The sequence below is a fragment of the Nocardia sp. NPDC004711 genome, assembly GCF_053601595.1.
Genome location: NZ_JBSGCB010000034.1, coordinates 1 through 22,262 on the forward strand (window position 1 = coordinate 1; position 22,262 = coordinate 22,262).

18 protein-coding genes and 1 pseudogene are annotated in these 22,262 nt (G+C 68.3%); 5 read left to right on the forward strand and 14 right to left on the reverse strand.

Translation table 11 applies throughout. The annotated features are described in order from the left end of the window. Positions 1-133: 133 nt before the first annotated feature. Together ACWEKS_RS30440 and ACWEKS_RS30445 are read right to left on the reverse strand one after the other, a co-directional pair. Positions 134-1,282, reverse strand: coding sequence for a serine hydrolase domain-containing protein (locus tag ACWEKS_RS30440; protein ID WP_452343272.1), 1,149 nt, complete (start codon positions 1,280-1,282; stop codon positions 134-136). A gap of 11 nt (positions 1,283-1,293) precedes the next feature. Further along, positions 1,294-2,646, reverse strand: coding sequence for a flavin-containing monooxygenase (locus ACWEKS_RS30445; protein WP_452343273.1), 1,353 nt, complete (start codon positions 2,644-2,646; stop codon positions 1,294-1,296). 146 nt (positions 2,647-2,792) lie between these two features. Between ACWEKS_RS30445 and ACWEKS_RS30450 the strand changes: the two genes are divergently transcribed. Then, positions 2,793-3,449, forward strand: coding sequence for a TetR/AcrR family transcriptional regulator (locus tag ACWEKS_RS30450; RefSeq protein ID WP_379379487.1), 657 nt, complete (start codon positions 2,793-2,795; stop codon positions 3,447-3,449). Positions 3,450-3,462: 13 nt separating this feature from the next. On the opposite strand, the gene ACWEKS_RS30455 is transcribed toward ACWEKS_RS30450, so the two are convergent. From ACWEKS_RS30455 to ACWEKS_RS30490, 8 genes and pseudogenes are all read right to left on the reverse strand, one after another. Then, positions 3,463-3,870, reverse strand: coding sequence for a nuclear transport factor 2 family protein (locus tag ACWEKS_RS30455; protein WP_452343274.1), 408 nt, complete (start codon positions 3,868-3,870; stop codon positions 3,463-3,465). Positions 3,871-4,071: 201 nt separating this feature from the next. Further along, positions 4,072-4,347 (reverse strand): hypothetical protein, encoded by a 276-nt coding sequence (locus ACWEKS_RS30460; protein WP_452343275.1) that lies wholly within the window; start codon positions 4,345-4,347, stop codon positions 4,072-4,074. Between the two features lie 93 nt (positions 4,348-4,440). Then, entirely contained in the window at positions 4,441-5,253 is an 813-nt protein-coding gene (locus ACWEKS_RS30465; RefSeq protein ID WP_452343276.1) for a sirohydrochlorin chelatase, read from the reverse strand. 263 nt (positions 5,254-5,516) lie between these two features. Next, positions 5,517-6,662 (reverse strand): annotated as a pseudogene (locus tag ACWEKS_RS30470) (uroporphyrinogen-III synthase); the annotation flags it as partial. Further along, positions 6,659-7,054 (reverse strand): nitrite reductase small subunit NirD, encoded by a 396-nt coding sequence (gene nirD, locus ACWEKS_RS30475; protein ID WP_452343277.1) that lies wholly within the window; start codon positions 7,052-7,054, stop codon positions 6,659-6,661. The pseudogene ACWEKS_RS30470 and the gene nirD, both read right to left, overlap by 4 nt. Before the next feature lie 64 nt (positions 7,055-7,118). Then, positions 7,119-9,683, reverse strand: coding sequence for a nitrite reductase large subunit NirB (gene nirB / locus ACWEKS_RS30480; RefSeq protein ID WP_452343278.1), 2,565 nt, complete (start codon positions 9,681-9,683; stop codon positions 7,119-7,121). A gap of 24 nt (positions 9,684-9,707) precedes the next feature. Further along, positions 9,708-11,198, reverse strand: a complete 1,491-nt coding sequence (locus ACWEKS_RS30485) for a nitrate/nitrite transporter (RefSeq protein ID WP_452343279.1) — start codon at positions 11,196-11,198, stop codon at positions 9,708-9,710. A 278-nt stretch (positions 11,199-11,476) separates the two neighbouring features. Continuing rightward, positions 11,477-12,766 carry an MFS transporter gene (locus ACWEKS_RS30490; protein WP_452343280.1) on the reverse strand — a complete coding sequence of 430 codons (1,290 nt, stop codon included), beginning with the start codon at positions 12,764-12,766 and terminating at the stop codon, positions 11,477-11,479. A 65-nt stretch (positions 12,767-12,831) separates the two neighbouring features. Between ACWEKS_RS30490 and ACWEKS_RS30495 the strand changes: the two genes are divergently transcribed. After that, positions 12,832-13,515, forward strand: coding sequence for a FadR/GntR family transcriptional regulator (locus ACWEKS_RS30495; RefSeq protein ID WP_452343281.1), 684 nt, complete (start codon positions 12,832-12,834; stop codon positions 13,513-13,515). Between the two features lie 173 nt (positions 13,516-13,688). Beyond that, on the forward strand, positions 13,689-15,149 hold the full coding sequence (locus ACWEKS_RS30500) for an MFS transporter (RefSeq protein ID WP_452343282.1): 1,461 nt from the start codon (positions 13,689-13,691) through the stop codon (positions 15,147-15,149). 123 nt (positions 15,150-15,272) lie between these two features. Here ACWEKS_RS30500 and ACWEKS_RS30505 read toward each other — a convergent pair whose 3' ends face one another. The 3 genes from ACWEKS_RS30505 to ACWEKS_RS30515 form a co-directional block, all read right to left on the reverse strand. Next, the gene (locus ACWEKS_RS30505; protein ID WP_452343343.1) at positions 15,273-16,124 is read right to left on the reverse strand and encodes a TIGR02569 family protein; all 852 of its coding nucleotides are present in this window, start codon (positions 16,122-16,124) and stop codon (positions 15,273-15,275) included. Positions 16,125-16,302: 178 nt separating this feature from the next. Continuing rightward, positions 16,303-17,487 carry an adenylyltransferase/sulfurtransferase MoeZ gene (gene moeZ, locus ACWEKS_RS30510; protein WP_452343283.1) on the reverse strand — a complete coding sequence of 395 codons (1,185 nt, stop codon included), beginning with the start codon at positions 17,485-17,487 and terminating at the stop codon, positions 16,303-16,305. Positions 17,488-17,583: 96 nt separating this feature from the next. Continuing rightward, a complete protein-coding gene (locus ACWEKS_RS30515) occupies positions 17,584-18,534 on the reverse strand; it encodes a sigma-70 family RNA polymerase sigma factor (RefSeq protein ID WP_452343284.1) in 951 nt (316 codons plus the stop codon). A 127-nt stretch (positions 18,535-18,661) separates the two neighbouring features. On the opposite strand from ACWEKS_RS30515, the gene ACWEKS_RS30520 reads away from it, so the two are divergent. After that, positions 18,662-20,080, forward strand: a complete 1,419-nt coding sequence (locus tag ACWEKS_RS30520) for a DHA2 family efflux MFS transporter permease subunit (protein WP_452343285.1) — start codon at positions 18,662-18,664, stop codon at positions 20,078-20,080. Here the strand turns inward: ACWEKS_RS30520 and ACWEKS_RS30525 are convergent. Further along, the gene (locus tag ACWEKS_RS30525; RefSeq protein WP_452343344.1) at positions 20,065-21,024 is read right to left on the reverse strand and encodes a DUF3152 domain-containing protein; all 960 of its coding nucleotides are present in this window, start codon (positions 21,022-21,024) and stop codon (positions 20,065-20,067) included. The genes ACWEKS_RS30520 and ACWEKS_RS30525 overlap by 16 nt on opposite strands. A 533-nt stretch (positions 21,025-21,557) precedes the next feature. Here ACWEKS_RS30525 and ACWEKS_RS30530 point away from each other — a divergent pair. Then, positions 21,558-22,223: a TetR/AcrR family transcriptional regulator gene (locus ACWEKS_RS30530; RefSeq protein WP_354834016.1), complete on the forward strand. Its 666-nt coding sequence runs from the start codon at positions 21,558-21,560 to the stop codon at positions 22,221-22,223. Positions 22,224-22,262 lie beyond the last annotated feature (39 nt).

Here is a 22,262-nt window from a genome sequence, read left to right on the forward strand (position 1 = left end):
GAACGGCCCACCCGGCCCGGTCAGCTTCCCGGCCACCCGAGCGGCCAGAGCCTGCAGATCAACGGCATTGGTCATGAATCAAATCCTCGAATCCGATTGCGCGAATCTTCGCAGCTTGCCCGAGTGAAGCCTGTCACGCACGCCCCCGGACTGTGTCGAAGGTCGCTTTCAGGTAGGCGTCGGCACGATCGGAGCCGATCAGGCCGGGCGCCATCCGGTTCATGGCGTAGGCGAAGGTGACGCGGTGGTCCAGGTCGTTGACCACCATCGCGCCGCCCAGTCCGGCCCACCAGCACACCCGGCCGTCCGGCACGTGCGGTGCGGTCTGCGGCTGCGGCAGGCCGTAGCCGACGCCGAAGCGCAGCGGCAGCATGATGGCCAGGTCCAGGCCGTCGGACTGCTGCTCGAAGATGAGGTCGATGGTCTTGTCCGACAGGAACTTCCGGCCGCTCAGCTCGCCGCCATTGCTGATCAGCGACTGCAGGCGCGCGATGGAGCGGGCATTGCCGTGGCCGCCCATGCCGCCCAGCTCGGCCTGCTGCCACTGCGGGGTCCCGCATTCGGCGAAATCCAGCAGCGGCTGGAACAGGGTCTTGAACATGACGCTGTCCTGCGGCAGCAGCGACTGGTCGAACTCCGGCAGCTCCGGCGGCACCAGGGTGGCGATGCGGCCGAGATCGTCGGCGGCGGTGCCGATGTGGAAGTCGGCGCCCAGCGGGCCCGCCAGCTCCTCGGCGAAGAAGCGGCCCAGCGGCCGGCCGGTGACCCGCTTGATCACCGCGCCGAGCAGGTGGCCGTAGTTCATGGCGTGATAGCCGGACGCGGTGCCCGGCTCCCACCAGGGCGCCTGCGCCGCAAGGCGATCCGACGCCGCGTCGGTCTCGTAGATGTCCGAGAGCACGATGGGGTCCTCCCAGCCGGAGACGCCCGAGGTGTGCGAAAGCAGGTGCCGCACTTCGACATCGGCCTTGCCGTTGGCGGCGAACTCCGGCCAATAGTGGGCCACCTTCTGGTGCACGTCCAGCTCACCGCGGTCGACCAGCAGCAGGATGCTGAGCGCGACCATGGTCTTGGTGATGGAGAAGGTGTTCACCAGGGTGTCCGAGGCCCAGCGCGTGGTCTTCTCCAGATCGGCGTAGCCGCCCCAGAGATCCACCACCGGTTCGCCGTCGACGGTCACACACACCGAGGCGCCCAGCTCCGCGCCCGACTCCACCTGCTCGGTGAAAGCCGCACGCACAGCGGCGAATTCTTCGGAACAGAATCCAGCGACGTTGCTCATTCCGCCCACCTCTACGCCCGCACCAGCGCGCGGCTGCGGACCGGCAGGGCATTCCCGGCCGCATCGGCCCGGCGCGCGCCCTCCACCAGTTCCTTCTTCAGCTCGCGGACATAGACGTCGAAGTCGATCTGAATGGTGTGCCGCGGCGAGTTGTAGTAGCGCTCGGCGCGTTCGGCCTCCGCCTTCGCCACCGCCGCCGTCATATCCGCCTGCGACGGGAACCGGTAGTTGCCCGACAGGTACGCCGCGACCAGCTTGGACTGCTGCTCGGCGAAGTTCACCAGGGTCGGCATCGGCTGGGCCAGGCCGAGATAGAAGAGATTGTCGATCTCGGGCTTCATCATCTGGCGGTACAGCGGCAGCTTGTTGTTCTCGTCGGGCCGCAGCGCCGGATCGGTGAAGAACGGGAAGCTGATGTGGTAGCCGGTGGCGCACACCACCACATCCACCTCTTCGGACGAGCCGTCCGCGAAATGCACGGTCTTGCCATCCAGCTTGGTGATCGCGGGCTTGAAATCGATATCGCCGCAGCCGACCCGGTGCAGGAACTCCTCGCTCGCCGACGGATGCGCCTCGAACGGCAGGTGATCCGGCTTGGGCAGGCCGTAATCCTCCATGCGGCCGCGGTTCTTGACCACGAAACGCTGCTTGAGCTTGAGCGCCACCTTCGGCGGCATCCACGCCGGCACCACCTGGGTGTCACCGACCTTGCCGTTGACGTACTTGGGCAGCACCCACACGCCGCGGCGGGCCGAGACCCACAGCTTCGAGGCGATGAACTTCTGCGACAGCTCCGAGGCGATGTCCAGGCCCGAATTGCCCATGCCCACCACTACGACGCGCTTGCCGCGCATATCGATCGGGTCGAACGGGTCGTTGTAGGCGTGCGAGTGGATCAGCGTGCCGCCGAAGTCACCCGGATAGTCGGGCGTACGCGGATCCCAGTGGTGGCCATTGGCCACGATCAGCGCGTCGTAGGTCTCGACGCGGCCCTGATCGGTGGTCACCGTCCACAGGCCGTCGCTGCCGCGCTCGGCCGAAATCACCTTGTTGCCGAAGACGATTCGATCGCGGATGTCGAAATGGTCGACGTAGTCCTTGAAGTACTGGTGCAACTGGCTGTGGTGCGGGAAGTCCGGCCATTCCTCGGGCGCCGGGAAGTCCTCGAACTGCAGCCGGAACTTCGAGGTGTCGATGTGCAGGCTCTGGTAGCAGGCCGACATGCCGTTCGGGTTCTTGTAGTACCAGTTGCCGCCCACCTCGTCGGAGGCTTCGTAGCAGTCGAACGGGATGCCGTATTCGGCGAGCCGCTTCGCGGCGGTGATGCCCGACGGGCCCGCGCCGACGACGCAGACCCTGGGCAATTCACGATTGTGTGCAGATAGCGCAGCCAATTCACTCTCCTGGTTCGGCGACGGGTCACAGAGCCCTGCCGGACGTGATGTGCCACACACGCTAACACTCGCTAGACAGTGTGTCTAGTGAGTGAACTTGCGTCTATCATTCAGTCGTGACCCGATCCGACGTAGACCACCCCGAGACACCTGGCCAGAGCGACACGCCCCGGCGCACGTCGCTGCGCGACGAACAGAAGCGGCTGACCCGCAGCCGGCTCATCGACGCGGCCAAACAGCTGTTCACCACGCAGGGGTACGCGCCGGTCCGCGTCGACGACATCGCCGCCGCCGTCGGCTGCAGCCGCGCCACCTTCTACCTGCACTTCACCGGCAAACCGGATGTGCTGCGCGCGATCGCCGAACAGGGCACGCTGCCCAGCGTCCAGCACTTCTACGAGGACCTCGACCACGTGCTCGACACCGGCTCGCGGGAGGAATTCGCCGCCTGGATGCGGCGCGCCATCGACTGGTTCCAGGAGTACAAGGACCTACTGCCCGCCTGGGACGAGGCCACCACCCTCGAACCCGAATTCCGGGAAGTGGCACGAGAGGGCATCATGGCCCTCCCCAATGTCATGAGCTCCTACCTGTCCCGCTGGCCCGCCGACCGCCAGGACGAAGCCCGCCTGCGCGTGGAACTCCTTGTCGCCCAACTGGAACGATTCTTCACCCGCTGGGCCATGCAGGGCACCATCGACGTCTCCGCCGAGGAAGCCGCGAGTGTGCTCACCGACATCTGGTTCCCGGCCCTGCAGACCCCGAAGGGCTGATCCGCCCGGAGAGCTACTCCGAAATCGGCGTGACGCGGGCGCGGTCCAGTTCCCAGAACGCCCGCAGGGCAACGATTTTCCCGTCCGCATCCACCCGGTAGACGGCGACGAGATCAACCTCGACGACCACCTCGGGGCGTGCGCTGCGAATGGTTCCGGTGAAGGCCGCCTCATCGCCGCACGCGAACGAATCGGCCCACTCGAATTCGATTCGGCTGGGCTCGATCGCTTTGTCCCAGAAGGCCGCGATGGCCTCGTGACCCGAATGCCCCTCGCCCACCGGGTCATACGGGGAGATGCCGACCGGATCCTCGACGCGCGCGTCGGCCGCGAAGAGGGCGAGCCACTCGGCCTTGCGCTTGGCGCGCACCGCCGCCTGCGAGGCGAGTCCGGCGCGGCGGGCGGGATGTTCGGGCGACATCCCGCCATCCTGATCGCCGCCGAACCGAAGGGAACCGGCGAATACCGGTGAGCGAGACAGGTCAGGCCGCAGGACGGCACATAAGCGGAGCGCCTTAACCACTGCTGAGGAGTACCTACTGTGGCGTGGATCACACGGACACGACTCGGGCCGACGCTATTCGGCGTCGGCCCGGAATCTGAAATTAAATTGTTTTGGAATTCAGTGGCCGGCGGCGGAACCGGTCCAGCCGAAACCCGCGCCCTGATCCGTCGGCTGGGTGTTGTTGACCAGCGCCTGGCACTGGTCGTAGGTCTGGCCCGACTGGATGCACGCCGTCCACGGGTCGTAAATCGTGGGGAAATCGGCGGCGGCGGTGGCGGCCGGGCCGGCGATACCGCCCGCGATCACAGCGGCGACGACAAACTTCTTCACGTGGGGATCCTCCAGGGTCTTTACCGAATTGCGGTAAAGGTTGCCATGCGAATCGAAAATCACCAAGTGATAGGGGAATTGGGCGATTCGGTTTCGGGCCGGGCCCCTAACGGATCGGGGCGAGCCCCTAATCCGACCGGGCCCGGACCGTGCCGATCAGGCGACCCGGACGGCCGTCAGCGAATCTATTGCCGCGAAGTAGCGATCGATCAGCAAGCGCACCACGGCCGGGTGCACACCGATCGGCTCGGCGACACCGTCCGCACCCGCCTCGTGCAGGCGCTGGTGGAACAGCCCGTGAGCGAGCAGATAGGAGGCCACGAAGACCCGGCGCGCGCCCGAAGCCCGCACCGCCGCAACCACTTCCGGCACCTTGGGCTCGCCGGTCGCGATATAGGCCAGGTGGGCGGTCGTGCCGACGCGCTCCGAGAGCAGGCGCGCCGCGCGCTGCACATCCCGGCGCGCCCGCGCGTCCGAGGAACCCGCGGCGGCGAACACCACCGCGTCCCCCGGCCGCCAGCCCGCCGCACGCAGCCGCAGGTGCATCACCTCGGCCAGCGCCGGATCCGGACCCATCGCCTGGGTGACCGCGACCGCACTGTGAGCACTCGCGGCCACCTCTCGCGGCACGTCCTGATACACGTGGTAGCCCGAGGCCAGGAAGGCCGGAACCACCACGGCGGGAACCGGATCCAGATCCCGCAGCACCTCGGCCGGGGAGGGCCCCAGCACATCCACGAACGCGGTGCGCACCCGCGGCGTACCGGCGATCGCGATCTCACGCAACGATGCCGATGCGGCCCCGAAATCGGCACCGGCACCTGTCTCGGCGATCCCGCTGCGGACACCGTGCGCGAGCGCCGACGCACCCAGCTCCCGCGCAACAGCTCCGGCTAGTTCGGCGATCATCTCCACACCCCGGGCGCTCCGGGTGCCGTGCGCGACGAGCACCAGCGCCGGCGCGCTCACCAGGCACTCCCGGCCGGACGGCCGGGGCGCGTGGCCACCGCGGGGCGGGCGGCGGATACGGACTGCGCCGGGAAGCCCACCGGGCGGGCCGTCCCGTTCACCGGGGCGATCGGCCGACGGGCGGCCGCGGCGGGCGGCGGGACCTCCGCGTGCGGCGCACGGGTGCCGGGGATGCGCGGCGGCACCTCGCGGCGCGCTCCCAGACCCTGGGGGTGCGCCGGAACCGGCTGGCGCGCAGCCTGGTTCGGACCCTCCGGGTGCGGATTGTCGGTGCACTCGGCGGGGTCGAGAGCCAGCCGGTAGCCGCGCTTGACGACGGTCTGGATGGCCTTGGGGGTGCCGAGGCCCGCGCGGAGACGGGCGATGGCGGTCTCCACGGCGTGGGTGTCGTCGCCCCCACCGGGCAGGGCGGCGAGCAGGTCCTCACGGGAGACGACCCGGCCCGGCTGGCGGGCCAGGGAACGCATGAGCGCCATGGGCGCGGGGGCCAGCTGGCGCACCTGGCCATCCACGACGACGCAACCGCCGCGGACGCTGAGCAGGTGCCCGGCGGCCTGAATCCGGTTGGCGCGCCGGGGAAGTTCCTCGGCGACGTGGCGGGCCAGCGCGCCCAGCCGGGCGCGGCCGGGCATGGACGTCGTGACGCCCAGCTCCTCCAGCGGCGCGGCCGTGATAGGGCCGACGCAGGCCGGCAGCACCCGGGTGCGGAAGGCGTGCAGAACGGCCTCCAGCAGCCCGGTCTCCTTGGCGCGCATGAGAAGTGACGCCACGGCCGGAGCGCTGGTGAAGGTCACGCAATCCAGTCCGGCGGTGACGATGCCCTCGATGAGGCGGTCCATGGGGGTACGGTCCGCCGGCGGAATCCACCGGTAGACCGGAACCGGAACCACATCGGCTCCGGCGCAGCGCAATACTTCGCAGAAGTCCGGCACCGGCTCCCACTCGGTGGTGGCGCCGTGCAGCTGCACCGCGATCCGGACGCCCTCGACCCCCTGGGCCAGCAGGTGATCCAGCACCTCGGCGCTGGATTCCGAAGCGGGAGACCATTCTTCGCGCAGCTCGGCAGCGCGGATGGCGCCCTTGGCCTTGGGGCCGCGGGCCAGCATGCGGGTCGAGCCCAGGGTGACGCGCAGCTCCTCGGCCAGGCCCCAGCCCTCCGCGGCCTCCATCCAGCCGCGGAAGCCGATGCCGGTGGTGGCCACGGTGATCTGCGGCGGAGCCGCGACCAGCTGCCGCGTCACCCGCTCCAGCTCGGTGTCGTCGGCCAGCGGAATGATCCGGATGGCCGGGGCGGAAACAACATTCGCGCCTCGGCGGGCGAGCAGGGTGCCGAGTTCCTCGGCGCGCCGGGCGGCCGTGATGCCGACCGTGAAGCCGGCCAGCGGGGTACCGCTGTCCACCTCGGTCATGCCGTGCCGCCGATGAATTGGACCGGGTCGTTGGACACCGAGACCACACCGTCCGCGACGTGGACCGCGTACACCGGCAGCGAAATCGAATCGTCGTCCAGGCAGCGCCCGTCGATCAGCGAGAAGGCCTGCTTGAGCAGCGGCGACGCCACCACCGGCACACCACCGCGGTCGCCCACCAGACCGCGCGACATGACCGCCGCGCGCCCGAAGGGATCGATATTGCCTACGGCGAACAGCGTCCCGTCGGCGGTGAGGAACAGCGCCGCCTGGCGGCCGCCCTTCAGCAGGACCGCCACGCCGCGGCCGGGAATCAGATAGTCCTGCCGGCAGGCCTGGGTCCAACCCGAAACGGTCGTGACTGCGGTGCCGGGTGTGTCGATCACGGTCATCGGTACTCTCCTCCGAACGCCCTACCTATTGGTACCGGCGCCCTGTTTCCTCGCGGTTAAGCAGTCATTTCCCGTGCGTGGCGGTCTCTGTGGCGTGGGTCGCATTGACCGGGATGTCCGGGATGCCGAGCAGGACGGGCACCTTGCGCTCGCCGGTCTCGTCGAAACCGATGGTCGGGTCCGACTCCTCCGGCGCGTTCACGAAGGACACGAAGCGCGACAGCTTGCCCTCGTCCTCGAGCACCGCGGCCCATTCGTCCTTGTAGCCCTCGACGTGCTTGGCCATGGCCGCTTCCAGATCCGCGGCGATGCCCAGGCTGTCCTCGCAGACGACCTGCTCGAGGTAGTCGATGCCGCCCTCCAGGGCCTCCTGCCACGGCGCGGTGCGCTGCAGCCGGTCGGCGGTGCGGATGTAGAACATCAGGTAGCGGTCGATGTACTTGATCAGTGTCTCGTCGTCGAGCTCGCCGGCCAGCAGCACCGCGTGCTTCGGGGTCAGACCGCCGTTGCCGCCCACGTACAGGTTCCAGCCGTGCTCGGTGGCGATGACGCCGACGTCCTTGCCGCGCGCCTCCGCGCACTCGCGGGCGCAACCCGACACCGCCAGCTTCAGCTTGTGCGGGGAACGCAAACCGCGGTAACGCTTTTCGAGCAGCACGGCCATGCCGACCGAGTCCTGCTGGCCGTAGCGGCACCAGGTCGAACCCACGCAGGACTTCACCGTGCGCAGCGACTTCCCGTACGCGTGGCCGGATTCCATGCCCGCGTCCACCAGGCGCTTCCAGATCAGCGGCAGCTGCTCCACGCGGGCGCCGAACAGATCGATGCGCTGACCACCGGTGACCTTCACGTACAGGTCGAACTCCTTGGCCACCTCACCGATGGTGATGAGCTGCTCCGCGGTCACCTCACCGCCGGGCATGCGCGGCACCACCGAGTAGGTGCCGTTCTTCTGCAGGTTGGCCAGGAAGTGGTCGTTGGTGTCCTGCAGCGAGGCCTGCTCGCCGTCGAGGATGTGGTCGCTCGAGGTGGACGCCAGGATGGAGGCGACGGTCGGCTTGCAGATGTCGCAGCCGGTTCCGGTGCCGTACTTGGCGATCAGACCCGAGAAGGTACGGATGCCGGTCGACTGGATGATGTGGAACAGCTCCGCGCGCGACTGCGTGAAGTGCTCGCACAGCGACTTGGAGACCTCCACACCCGACTGCTCCAGCAGCTTCTTGAGCATGGGAACGCAACCGCCGCAGGAGGTTCCGGCGTTGGTGCAGCTCTTGATGGCCGGCACGTCGCAGGCGCCGTCGGCGATGGCGCCGCAGATCGATCCCTTGGACACGTTGTTGCAGGAGCAGATCTGGGCGTCATCGGGCAGCGCGTCCGCGCTCAGTTCCGCACCCGCCGGGGAGATCAGCGCGGCCGGATCGGCCGGCAGCGGGCGGCCGACCAGCGGGCGCAGCGCCGAGTACTGGGTGGCGTCACCGACCAGCACACCACCGAGCAGGGTCTGGGCGTCATCGGAGACGACCAGCTTGGCGTAGGTGCCCTTGGCCGCGTCGTGCAGCACCACCGACAGCGCGCCCTCGGTCCGGGCGTGCGCGTCACCGAAGGAGGCCACGTCCACACCCAGCAGCTTCAGCTTGGTGGACAGGTCCGCGCCCGGGAACTCGCCCGCGCCGCCGAGCAGGCGGTCGGCGACCACCTCGGCGGTGTTGTAGCCGGGGGCGACCAGGCCGTAGCAGACGCCCTCCACCGCGGCGACCTCACCGATCGCGTAGATGTTCGGGTCCGAGGTGCGCAGGCTCAGGTCGGTGAGGACACCGCCGCGCTCGCCCACATCCAGCCCGGAGGTACGGGCGATTTCGTCACGGGGACGCACACCGGCCGCGAAAACCACGACCGCGGCGCGCAATTCGCTCTCGTCGGAGAACGTGACCGACAGCCGCTCGGCGACCGGCGCGCCCTCGACGGTCTCGATCGAGGAGGTGCCGACACCGGTGTGCACGGCCAGACCCAGCTCGGTCACCAGCTTCTCGAGGATGGCGCCGCCGCCCTCGTCGATCTGGGCCGGCATCAGCCACTTGTTGAACTCGACCACGTGCGGGGTCATGCCCAGCAGGCGCAGCGCGTTGGCCGCCTCCAGGCCGAGCAGACCGCCACCGACCACGATGCCGACCGCGCCCGGACCGGCCGCCTCGGCCGCGGTCCGGATGCCGTCCAGGTCCTCGAGGGTGCGGTAGACGAAGCAGCCCTCGGCGTCGTGGCCCGGCACCGGCGGCACGAAGGCGTAGGAGCCGGTCGCGAGAACCAGTGCGTCGTAACCGATCACCTCACCGGTGGAGGTGGTGACCTTGCGGGCAATGCGGTCGATGGCGTCGGCCTTCACACCGAGCCGGACATCGACCAGGGTGTCGCCCGCGTAGTCGTTGCCGGGCAGCGCCAGCGCGGACGCCTCCCAGCTGCCGACATAGGAGGACAGGCCGACACGGTCGTAGGCGGCCAGCTTCTCCTCGCTGAGGACGATGACCTGCCAGGTTCCGGCCTCGTCACGGGAGCGCAGCGCCTCCACGAAGCGGTGTCCGACCATGCCGTGGCCGACCACCACAACGGTTTTGCGTTCGATGCTGTGGGTCATGACAGTCCCTTTCGCGAATGGACGTCAGGCGCGAGCCGACGAGGTGGACGAGGAATCGTTTGCGGCGGAGCCGGTTTCGGCTTCGAGGACCAGAGCCTCGGCCTCGACGACGACATCGGCGTCGGTGGTTTCGGAGGTCAGCGAGCGCAGGCTCGGGCGGCGCATGAAGACCGCCCAGCAGACGGCGGCGCAGAGCACGTAGAAGGCCATGAAGACCCAGAACGCGGTGGTCGCGGACTTGGTGGAGGCGTAGGAGGAGCGCAGCACCAGGTTGATGCCGACACCGCCCAGCGCGCCGATGGCGCCGACGAAGCCGATGAGCGCACCCGAGGTATTGCGGGCCCAGGCTGCCCGGGTGGCCGAATCACCGTCCAGGGAGCGGGATTTGGCCTCGAACACCGACGGGATGATCTTGGTGACCGCCCCGTTGCCGAAGCCCGAGATGACGAACAGCGCGGTGAATCCGACGATCAGGGCCACCAGCACGCCGCCCTTCGGGTGCCCGGCGTGATCACCCATGGTGGAGGCCACCGCGACCAGCACGGCCGCCGCGGTCATGGCGCCGAAGGTGTACAGCGTGACCTTGCTGCCGCCGATGCGGTCGGCCCACTTGCCGCCGTAGGGGCGGGCCAGCGAACCCAGCAGCGGGCCGATGAAGGCGATCTGCGCGGCGTGCAGGGTGGCCGCGGCGACGCTCGCGCCGCCGGCCTTGAAGCTGATCTGCAGCACCTGGCCGAAGGCGAAGCTGTAGCCGATGAAGGAACCGAAGGTGCCGATGTAGAGGAAGGCGATGGCCCAGGACTGCGGCACCCGCAGCGCCTTGAGCATGTAGGACAGGTCGGCATTCTGGTTCTTGACGTTGTCCATGTAGAGGGCCGCGCCCAGCGCCGCCACCACGATCAGGACCAGGTAGACCGCGCACACCACCGAGGCATTGCCGTAGTGGTTGCCCAGGGTGGCGATCACCGCCAGGCCGACCAGCTGCACCACCGGCACGCCGATATTGCCGCCGCCCGCATTGACGCCCAGCGCCCAGCCCTTGAGCCGTTGCGGGAAGAAGACGTTGATGTTGGACATCGACGAGGAGAAGTTGCCGCCACCGAAGCCCGCGAAGGCCGCCACGACCAGGAAGGTCGTGTAGGAGGTGCCCGGCTGGTTGACGAAGTACAGCGTCAGCAGCGTCGGGATCAGCAGCAGCAGCGCGCTCACGATGGTCCAGTTGCGACCGCCGAACTTCGCGGTGGCGACGGTGTACGGAATCCGCATGAAGCCGCCGACCAGGGTGGGCATCGCGCCCAGGAAGAACTTGCCGGCCGGGTCGATGCCGAACTTGTCGGTCGGCATGAACAGCACCATGACCGACCAGATCGACCACACCGAGAACCCGACGTGCTCGGCGAACACCGACCAGATCAGGTTGCGGCGAGCGATGTCCTTACCACCGGCTTCCCAAGCCGCGACATCCTCGGCATCCCAATGCTCGATGTCGCGCTTGCGGGTCAGCGTCGTCAACAAGAGGCCCTCCTGAAATCTGGATGGCCTCAAGGTAGGAAATCGGTATTGCGTCGATGCTGCGCGAAATGACCGGCAAATCAACGGTTGCTCACGAATATCGGGCAGCCGGCGTGAGAAGTGACCTCATGTTTCAGCTATGTGACACAAGGGTTTCCGGCAGCCACAAATCGCCACAAATCGCCAGGAAACGCTAGAAAATGCGTAACCGAGCCGGAAGTTGAGAGCCTTGCCACAAAGCATGGCCCCAACCTCACGGCTCGGCAACTCGAACGGTGAATTTATTTCCAGGTGTCTTCCAGCATCCGCGGCTTGCATGCCACCCAGGCGCCCGCCATCAGAATCAGGACCGCCACCACCAGGAAGCCGAACGGCGCCAGCCAACCCCCGGTCATCGTGTGCAGCGCGCCGAACAGCAGCGGGCCCACGCATGCCACCGAGTAGCCGACACCCTGGGTGAAGCCGGACAGCGCGGCCGAACCGGCGCCGGTGCGGGTCCGCAGGTTGATCAGGGTCAGCGCCATCGGGAAGGTCGACGGGCCCAGGCCCACCGCCAGCACCCACAGCAGCGGGGCGCTCATCGGCGCGAGCAGCAGACCGGCGAAGCCGATGAAGAAGAACACCGCGCAGCCGATGACGACAGGGAACGGATTGGCCATGCGGCCCACCACGATCGGCGCGCTCAACGCCGCCACCAGGCCGATGAGGGCGAAGATGCCGACCATGCTGCCGCCGAAGGAGGCGCTGGCGCCGGCGTCGCTGAAAATCGTCGGCATCCAGGTGAACAGCGAGTAGGTGATCAGCGAGGTCATGCCGAACATGAAGGCCATGCCCCAGGCCACCGGCGAACGCCACACCTTGCCGGTGGATTCGGCCGCCTCCGAGGGCAATTCGGTGGTGTCCACGCGGGCGTGGTCACGCCGCACCCGCAGCACCGCGATCCACGGCAGCGCGGCGGCGAAGGCCAGCGCGGCCCACATGCCCAGCGACAGCCGCCAGCCGTGCGCGTCCGCGACCGGCACCGCGATCAGGGCCGGGAACACGGTGCCCAGCTGCACCATCACGATGTAGACCGAGCTGAGCGCGGCCAGGCGATCCGAGAAGTACCGCTTGACCAGGGGCGGGATCACCACATTGCCGATGCCCATGCCGGCCAGGGCCAGCGCGGAGAATGCCAGCAGCTCCCAGGTGGCGGGCACCAGGGCGCGGATCACCGAGCCGACACCGGTCATGAGCATGGCCACCAGGGCGGTCGTCTCCAGGCCCAGGCGACGCGACAGCACCGGGGTCAGCAGCCCGCCGAGGGCGAACATGGCGGTCGGCAGCATGCCGAACACGCCGACCACCGCGGTGGAGTAGCCGATGTCCTGCCCGATGCGGGCGGCGAGCGGAGTGAATGCGGTGACGGCGACGCGAAGGGTGAGCGCGGACATGACGATGGCGACGAGCACGAGCAGGCGGCCCTCGAGGAGGGCGCGCTTCGACATTTCAGGGCGGAACCCGGTCGTCTCGCTCGGGGCATTGGAAAGGCCCCGCACCGGGGCCATCGTCTCATCCATCGTCGCAGTCACCCGGAAATCATAGGATGACCCGATGATGTGATGCAACGAATGTGAGGCAAGGTACGCTGTCACCCGTGCAACCAGTCCGGCGCACGAGCCTCATCGCCCAGGTGACCGAGCAGCTTCGTGCCGAAATCCGTTCCGGCCGTTGGGCCGTCGGCTCGCGTATCCCCACCGAACCCGAGCTCACCGAACTCACCGGCACCGGCCGCAATACCGTGCGCGAGGCCGTCCAGGCCCTCGTGCACGCCGGCATGCTCGAGCGCAGACAGGGCTCGGGCACCTACGTCATCTCCACCTCCACCCTCGGCGGCACCCTCACCGAGTACCTGGCCGACGCCCAGCAGCGCGATGTCCTGGAACTGCGGCGGGCCCTCGACACCACCGCCGCCCGGTTGGCCGCCGAGCGCCGCGACGACACCGACATCGCGACCCTGCGACGCGTGCTCGAAGAACGAAACCGCTACTGGGACACCGACTTCGATGCCGCCATCGAGGCCGACGTGCAACTGCACCGCGCCATCGTGGTCGCCAGCCACAATGCGGTATACCTGGAGTTCTACGACTCGCTGCTGCCCGTCATCGCGGCCGGCATCAGGTTCCGGTCCGAGCGCGAGGGCGAGACGTACCATGACGAGCACGCCGAACTGGTGCAGGCGGTCATCGACGGCGATCCGGAACGGGCGGCCCGCACCGCCAACTGCTTCCTCGACTCGCTCATGGCCGAATACCAGACGCTTGATACGAAATTCGAGTAACCGAAAGGTCACCACGCGACACGCCGCCGGGTGAGGTCGAATTACCGTCTCCGTCACGGAAAAACACTCGGATGTAAAAAGCGCTTCCTACGGTTGGACGCGACCGCAGCGGTTCCCCGACGACCGGGAACCCATGATGAGGGCGGTCGCGACAGCCGAGAGGACAGCTGCTCATGGCAACCGTAGTAGAGGCACCGGAAACGACCTTCGCCTTCCAAAGACGCGGACGGTGGATCGACCGCTGGGAACCAGATAACAATGAATTCTGGGAAAACGGGGGTAAACAAACCGCCCGGAAAAATCTGATCTTCTCGGTATTCGCGGAGAACCTCGGATTCAGCGTCTGGGTGCTGTGGGCCAGCGTGGTCACCGCCATGGGCTCGGCCGGATTCGCCTTCCTGAGCGCGAAGAATCCCGACGCGGTCAACAACGCGCTGCTGCTCACCTCCACCCCGACCCTGGTGGGCGCGGCCCTGCGGGTGCCCTACACCTTCGCCATCCCGCGCTTCGGCGGCCGCGCCTTCACCGCCTTCAGCGCGGCCATGCTGCTGATCCCCACGCTGGGTCTGGCGTATTTCATCAACCAGCCGAGCACACCCATGTGGGTGTTCATGGTGCTGGCCGCACTCGCGGGTGTCGGCGGCGGCAACTTCTCGTCATCGATGGCCAATATCAACTTCTTCTTCCCCGAGGGTAAGAAGGGCGCGGCGCTGGGCATCAATGCCGCGGGCGGCAATCTCGGTGTGGCACAGACACAATTGTTCGTGCCGCTCATCATCACGCTGGGCACCCACATCATGGCCAAGAACCCGGGCGGCTACCGGTTCGGCATCACTCTCGCTGTGCTGGTGTGGATTCCGTTCATCCTCGTCGCCCTGTTCGGCGCGCTGCGCTACATGGACTCGCTGTCCGGCGCGAAATCCGATGGCAAGTCCTACAAACTGGCCCTGAAGAACCGGCACACCTGGGTGATGGCGATCCTCTACATCGGCACCTTCGGCTCCTTCATCGGCTTCTCCTTCGCCTTCCCCACCCTGCTCAAGGCCAACTTCCCGAGTCTGGCCAAGATCGGCTGGATGGGCACCCTGGGCAACCTGGCCTTCCTCGGCGCGCTCGTGGGTTCCATGAGCCGGCCCTTCGGCGGCTGGATCGCCGACAAGCTCAGCGGCGCGAAGATCACGCTGTACGTCTTCGGTGGCATGGCGGTGGCCGCCGCGCTCATCGTGGCGTCGCTGTCGGCCAAGAACTTTCCGCTGTACCTGATCTCGTTCCTGCTGCTGTTCGTGTTCAGCGGCGTCGGCAACGGGTCGACCTACCGGATGATCCCGATGATCTTCACCGCCGAAGCGCGGCGGCACGCCTCGGAGACCGGTCAGGACATCGGGGCGGCCCTGATCTCCGCGAAACGGCAGGCGGGTGCGGCCATCGGCGTCATCGGCGCGATCGGCGCGGCGGGCGGCTGGATCCTGCAGCAGGCCCTGCGACTGTCGAACACCCACTACCACAGCATGAATCCGGCCTTCTGGGGCTACGTGGTGGCCTACCTCGCCATGGGCGCGATCTGCTGGTGGTTCTACCTGCGCTCGTCCTTCGCGGTCGGACGCGCACCCTCCCTGGCCCACGCCAACGTCTGAGCACACGCAATGCTCGGGCAATGACTTTGGAAGCGCGCCCTTCCAGAGTTCCCCATCCTCAGGGGAGCAGAAAGGCCGCGCCGGATTCGTCGCCCGGCGCGGCCTTTCCGCCTGTTCATCCCCCTAGAGCAGCAGGCGGATCATGTCGGCGGTGCGGGCCAGGCCCGGGAACGCCTCGGGGGTGGATCGCGGGTGCAGGGCGTGCACGGCGAGGCGGAACATGACCGCGCGCACCAGCATCTGCGGCCATTCGGGGAGATCGCCCCAGCGTTCCAGCAGGCCGTCGTCGGCGCCGCCCCAGGACAGGGCATCGACCACGATGACCGCCGCCGCCCAGGGGGCCGGCCGCCAGTACGGGGTGATATCGGTGAGACCGGGCGCGAAACCGCCCGAGAACAGGACGGTTCCGAACAGATCGCCGTGCACCAGCTGCGCGGGAGTGGTCACCGGTTTGCGCAGCGTGGACAGCTGGGTGATCAGGATCTGGCTGCGTTCGCCATCCGGGGAGGTGGCCTGCAGGATGCCGCCCAGCTTGAGACTGCGCAGCGGAACCGCTTCCCACGCAGCGCGATCCGCGGCCGCGAAGACATCCACATCCACCCACGGCGCGACCGGCTGCGCGGCCAGGAAACGCGGACGCTCCAGCCGCGCGGTCACCTGATGCAGGCGCAAGGACAGCGACACCACTTCGTCGTGCCGCGGCTCCGGCATGCCTTCGAGGAAGGTGTCGGCGCGCCAACCGGATACGACATACCGTCCATCGGTGGCCCGCACCGGCCGCGCCAGGCGCAGCCCGTCCACCCGCAGGGTCTCACGCACCTTCGCCGACCACGCCGCTCGCGCGTGATCGGTCACCGGGCTCAGGACCACATCGCCACAACGCCAGCCGCCGTCCCAGTTCCCCAGCGGAACCGGCACTTCCTCGCGCAACCCGAAGGTCGAGCGCACATGCTCGGGAGGTTCCACAGCAGTCATGGTCACGCGCGTACGGTACCGCTGTACCGCCTCCCCGCGACTTAAGGCCAGACTGGGAGCCGTCGGAGTGTCGTCGGCGACCGGCGGTCGGGCGCGTCACCGATTTCGGACGTACCCGGGGAGTTACCCGGATCCTTCCGAAATCAGTTGTCACGTCGCGATAAATCAACGTTTTCGGTCAGTAGACCGGTAGCGACGGGTCGACCTGGTTGGCCCAGGCGATGATTCCGCCCTGAAGGTGGGTGGCATCGGAGAAGCCCGCGTTCTTGAGCGCCGCGAGCGCCTCTGCCGACCGGATTCCGGTCTTGCAGTGCAGGACGATCGGGGTGTTCTGGGGCAGTTCGGACAGGGCCTCGCCGGAGAGGATGCGGTCCTTGGGGATCAGGGTCGCGCCCTCGATGCGGACGATGTCCCATTCGACGGGCTCGCGCACGTCGATGATGGCGACGTCCTTGCCGGCGTCGAGCATCTCCTTGAGGTCCCGGGCGGTGATGGTGGAGCCGATGGCCGCGGCCTGGCCCTCCTCCGACACCACGCCGCAGAACGCGTCGTAGTCGATGAGCTCGGTGATGGGCTGACGCTCCGGATCGCGGCGCAGCTTGATGGTGCGGTAGCTCATGTCCAGTGCGTCGTACACCATGAGCCGGCCCAGCAGCGGGTCGCCGATACCGGTGATCAGCTTGATCGCCTCGGTCACCATGATCGAGCCGATGGAGGCGCACAGCACGCCCAGCACGCCGCCCTCGGCGCAGGACGGGACCATGCCCGGCGGCGGAGCTTCCGGGTAGAGGTCGCGGTAGTTGATGCCGCGGCCGTCGGGGGCGTCCTCCCAGAACACCGAGACCTGGCCCTCGAACCGGTAGATCGAGCCCCACACGTAGGGCTTGCCGGCCAGCACCGCGGCGTCGTTCACGAGGTAGCGGGTGGCGAAGTTGTCGGTGCCGTCGACGATCAGGTCGTAGCGGCTGAACAGCTCGACCGCATTGTCGGGTTCGAGGCGAATCTTGTGCAGCTCCACGGAGATTCCGGAGTTGATCTCCAGAATCGAATCGCGGGCGCTGTCCGCCTTGGAACGGCCGATATCGGACTCGCCGTGGATGATCTGACGCTGCAGGTTGGAGGCATCGACCTCGTCGAACTCCACGATGCCGAGCGTGCCGACACCGGCGGCAGCCAGGTACAGCAGCGCCGGGGAGCCCAGCCCGCCGGCGCCGATCACCAGCACCTTGGCGTTCTTCAAGCGTTTCTGACCGTCCACCCCGAGGTCCGGGATGATCAGGTGGCGGCTGTAGCGGGCGACCTCGTCCCGGGTCAGCTCCGCCGCCGGCTCCACCAGGGGCGGCAGGGAGGGATGCGATGACACGTCTTCGGACTCCTCAATCGAATTCGCCGGAAACTCGCGGCCATTGCTGCAACACCGCAGGGCGGGGCGTTCTTCCCCAAGCCTACGGATGTCACGTCACAGCCGGGCGGGGAGGTCGAAGAGACGGAAGAGGTCCGGGGAGTGGAACAGGTCCAGGCGGGCGAAACCGTCGCGGTCGAGGGTGAGGACGTGGAGGTTGGCGGCCTCGAAGACATCGCCGCGCTCGACGTAGGCGGCCAGGGCCGGGCGGTTGTTGGCGCGGGTGGGTAGCAGGCGGAAGACCTCGCCGCGGGCGAAGACCCGGCCCAGGAAGGCGGTGACGGCGTCGCGGCCCTGGAACCAGGCCAGGAACGGCGGCATCTGGAGCATGACGTCGTCGCGCAGGATGCGCTCGAGGGCGTCGATGTCCATGGCCTCGAACGCCTCGACGTAGCGCTTCAGCAGCTCGCGCTGCTCGTCGTCGCCCAGTTCGGCGGGACCCGCCTGGACGCCGGACAGCTGTGCGTGCGCCCGCTGCAGGGCGCTGTTGACGGCGGCGGTGCTGGTGTCGAGCAGCCCGGCCACCTCGGCGGCCCGCAGCGCCAGCACGTCTCGCAAGATCAGCACCGCGCGCTGCAACGGCGGAAGGTGTTGCAGCGCGGCCACGAACGCCAGGCGCGCACTCTCCCGGGCCACCACCACCGCCGCCGGATCACCGTCCCCGAGCAGCGCGTCCGGGAACGGCTCCAGCCACGGCAGTTCGGGCGAAGGATCGAGACGCTCCGCCCCCACCACCGGATTCGGCTGTGCCAGATCGACCGGCAGCGCCCGCCGCTGCGCGCTCTTCAACGCGGTCAGGCAGACATTGGTGGCGATCCGATACAGCCAGGTGCGCAGCGAAGCCCGTTGCGGGTCATAGGAATCCGCCGACCGCCAGGCGCGCACCAGGATCTCCTGCACCAGATCCTCGGCATCGTGCAGCGAGCCGGTCATCCGGTAGCAGTAGGCGAGCAGTTCGGGGCGGTGCGAATCGGCGACGGCGACCACGTCGTCGACGGTGGCGGTCATCCCACCTTGCTAGCACGGCGTCGCCGAGCCGTCGAGCGATAGGCCGCCGACCAGCGGCCGATGAGTTTTCGCGAGCCGGTGAGTACGTACCCGTGACACCCCAACCGACCCGAAAGGTCACTCCCCCATGACCACTCACCAGCGCTGGACGCTCGCCCTCACCTCGGTGGCGTCACTCATGGTGGGGCTCGACGCACTCGTCGTCACCACCGCGCTCAACACCATCCGGGTCCAGCTCGGCGCGTCGCTCGAGGCGCTCGGCTGGACCTTCAACTCCTACACGCTCGCACTCGCGGTGTTCCTGCTGACCGCCGCGGTGATCGGCGACCGCATCGGCCGCCGCCGCCTGCTCATCGCCGGGCTCACGCTGTTCACCGTCTCCTCCGCCGCCTGCGCGCTGGCCACCGGCATCGGCGCGCTGATCGCCGCCCGCGCGGTGCAGGGCGTCGGTGCGGCCATGATCATGCCCGCCGCCTTCGCCCTGCTCGGGGTGGCCTTCCCGCCCGCCCAGCGCGGACGGGCCATGGGCATCTTCGCCGGGGTCACCGGGCTGGCCATCCTGGGCGGACCCGTCGTCGGCGGGGCCGTGGTGCAGGGCCTGACCTGGCAGTGGATCTTCTGGCTCAATGTCCCCATCGGCGCGGCCCTGATTCCGGCCGTCCGCCGCTGGGTCACGGAGAGCACCGGGCCCGCCGCCCAGGTCGACACCGTCGGCGTCCTGCTGTCCGGGCTCGGCGTGCTCGGGCTGGTGCTCGGACTGGTGCGCGGCAATGCGATCGGCTGGACCAGCGCCGAGATCCTGGGCGCGCTGCTCGGCGGCGGTGCGCTGCTGGCGGCCTTCGTCGGCTGGGAGCTGCGCACCCCGCAGCCCATGGTGCCCATGCGGCTGTTCACCCGCCCCGGCTTCGGCGCCGCCAATCTGGCGGGGCTCCTGATGACCGCCGCGATCTTCGGCACCGCGTTCTTCTTCGCCCAGTACCTGCAGGCCGGGCTGCACAACACCCCGCTCGGCTCCGGGCTGCGCCTGCTGCCCTGGACCGCAACGCTTTTCGTGGTCGCACCGCTGGCGGGCGCGCGCATGAGCCGGATCGGCGAACGCCGGTTGATCGTGGCCGGACTACTGCTGGCGGGGATCGGCCTGCTCTGGATCGCCCTGGCCGCCGGGGCCGGGGCCGGATACCCGGCGCTGATCGGGCCGATGCTGCTGACCGGCATCGGCATCTCGGCCGCCATGCCCGCGGTGCAGAACGCGGCGATCAGTTCGGTCGGACCGGAGTCCATCGGCACCGCGTCGGGGATCTACAACGCCCTGCGCCAGCTCGGCGGCAGCTTCGGAATCGCGGTCACCTCACCGGTTTTCACCGTCGCCGGCGGCTACACCTCGACGACGGCCGTCCAGCACGGCTTCCGCGCGGCGCTGCTCACCGCGGCCGCGGCGGCGACCCTGGGCGCCCTGGCGGGTCTGGGCGTCGCCCGGCACCGGCCTGCGGCCGCAACGGAATCCGCGCCCGCCGTCGCGGTGGAGGGCGCTCAGGCCCGCGGGTAGGGCCACGGGTTGAAGCGGCAGGTCTTGCCGTCCATCGGCACCACGCCTTCGGGATCGAGCTTCGCGATGTCGTTGTTCCTGGTCCCGAAGGTCTGCTGCATCATGACCGGCGCCAGTCCGCCGTCGACCTCGCACGGCTGGTGCTCGTGGTAGCCGATGGCATGCCCCACTTCGTGATTGATCTGGTACTGCCGGTAGGAGCCGACATCGCCCTCGAAGGCCAGCGCCCCGCGCACCCAGCGCACCTCCGAGAGCACCACGCGGCCCAGATCGGCGTTGTAGCAGGAGGAGTCGACCGGGATCTCGAAACCGCAGGACTTGCGGGTGGTGTCACGGGAGGTCAGCGAGATGCGGAAATCCGGAGTGCCGGTGTCCACGCGCCGGAAGCCGAAACGCGGATCATGGGTCCAGGACTTGGGATTCGCGAGCGTGGCGTCGACCATCTGGCCGATCGCCGGATCACCGCCGAGGCTGGCGGTGTCCACGCCGTCCTCGATCTCCACGGTGTAGGTGAACACGTGCTGGGAGCCGGTGCCGACCTGCGCGGTATTGCCGGGCACCACGTGCCAGTTGCCGGCGCCGGTGTCGGTGTAGGGCCCGCCGGGCGGGACCGCGCCGGTGGGCAGATCGGCCGCGTACTTGCCGTCGCCCTTGGGGGCGCCGCCGATGATGCCGCTGGGCTTGTCGGTGTGCTCGCTGAGACGGCCGAAGCCGGGGAGTCCGGTGCTGGCGTCGCCGGTGTGGCGCAGGGCGTCCACGACGACCAGGACGGTGATGACCAGCAGCACGGGCAGGGCGTAGGCGCGCCAGCCGTAGGTGCTCACGAAGCGGCCCAGCGGACTCTGCTTCTTGGTCTCGCGATCGGGGCGCTGCCGGTTGCGGGCGTCGGCGGGCGGGGCGGTGGGATCCCAGCGGGCGCGCAGCGGCTGGTGCGGCAGCGGCAGGTGATCGCCGGCGGGCCGACTTGGATCGGATGCGGATTCGGGCGGTGTGATGAGCCCGGAAGATACCGAGGGGCCGGTCTGCGATGCGCTGGCGCCGGTGTACAAACCGAGCGGATCGTGGATCGGCCCGCTGGGTCTTCCTCGGCGCTTGTTACCGGCGGTCTTCGGCACACCCGCCCCCACGGGGCGGCGCGAATCAGGCCCGCCGGAACTACTGCCCCCATGGTCGGTCACGACTGACAGACTCTCATAGCCCGCCCCCACGCACGGAAGGGCCGTCGCCGCGCGCTGCTATTGCTGCGAGATATCTCACGCCAATGCGGCAGAGCTCACAAATCAGAACATGTGCTACACAGTTGTGATCGGTCTCGCATAATCGACTGCGAGTCCCACTCGACCATCACAGGTGCTGATCGACAACAACCAGCACACCAAAATTCGGAACCTGGATCGGCACGGGCCCCATGAGCGAGTATCGTTCGTGGGATACCGGTGACATCCTTCCCACCGGGAATCAACTGGGAGAAAAGGCAATGACTGACCTCGTGGACCGGATGACGTCGCACCGCATGTCATCCGAGGCCATGGCGGCGAGCAAGCGCGGAACCCGCCTGCCCCGTGAGGCGCGCCGGGCGCAGCTACTCGCGGCCGCCAGCGAGGTCTTCGTGCTACGCGGCTATCACGCCTCGGGCATGGATGAGATCTCGCAGTGCGCCGGCGTCAGCAAACCGGTGCTCTACCAGCACTTCTCGAGCAAGCTCGAACTGTATCTGGCGGTCCTGCAGAACTACGTCGACGCCCTGGTGTCGAGCGTGCGCCAGGCGCTGCGCTCCACCACCGACAACAAGCAGCGGGTGCGCGCCGCCGTGCAGGCCTACTTCGACTTCGTCGATCACGAAACCCAGGGCTTCCGACTGGTTTTCGAATCCGATCTGACCAATGAGCCGCAGGTGCAGCGCCGAGTCGAGCAGGCCACCGAGGCCTGCGTGGACGCGGTCTTCGACCTGGTCGCCCACGACTCCGGCCTGGAGCCCTACCGCGCCCGTGTGCTCGCCGTCGGCCTGGTCGGCGCCAGCCAGCTGAGCGCGCGCTACTGGCTCGAGGCGGACCGGCCGATCAGCAAGGACGACGCGGTCGACACCACTGTCGCATTGTGCTGGGGCGGCCTGAAGCACGTGCCGCTGCACCCGATGGATTGAGAAATCCCCTCAATCCCCGACAACAACAAAAGAATTGCC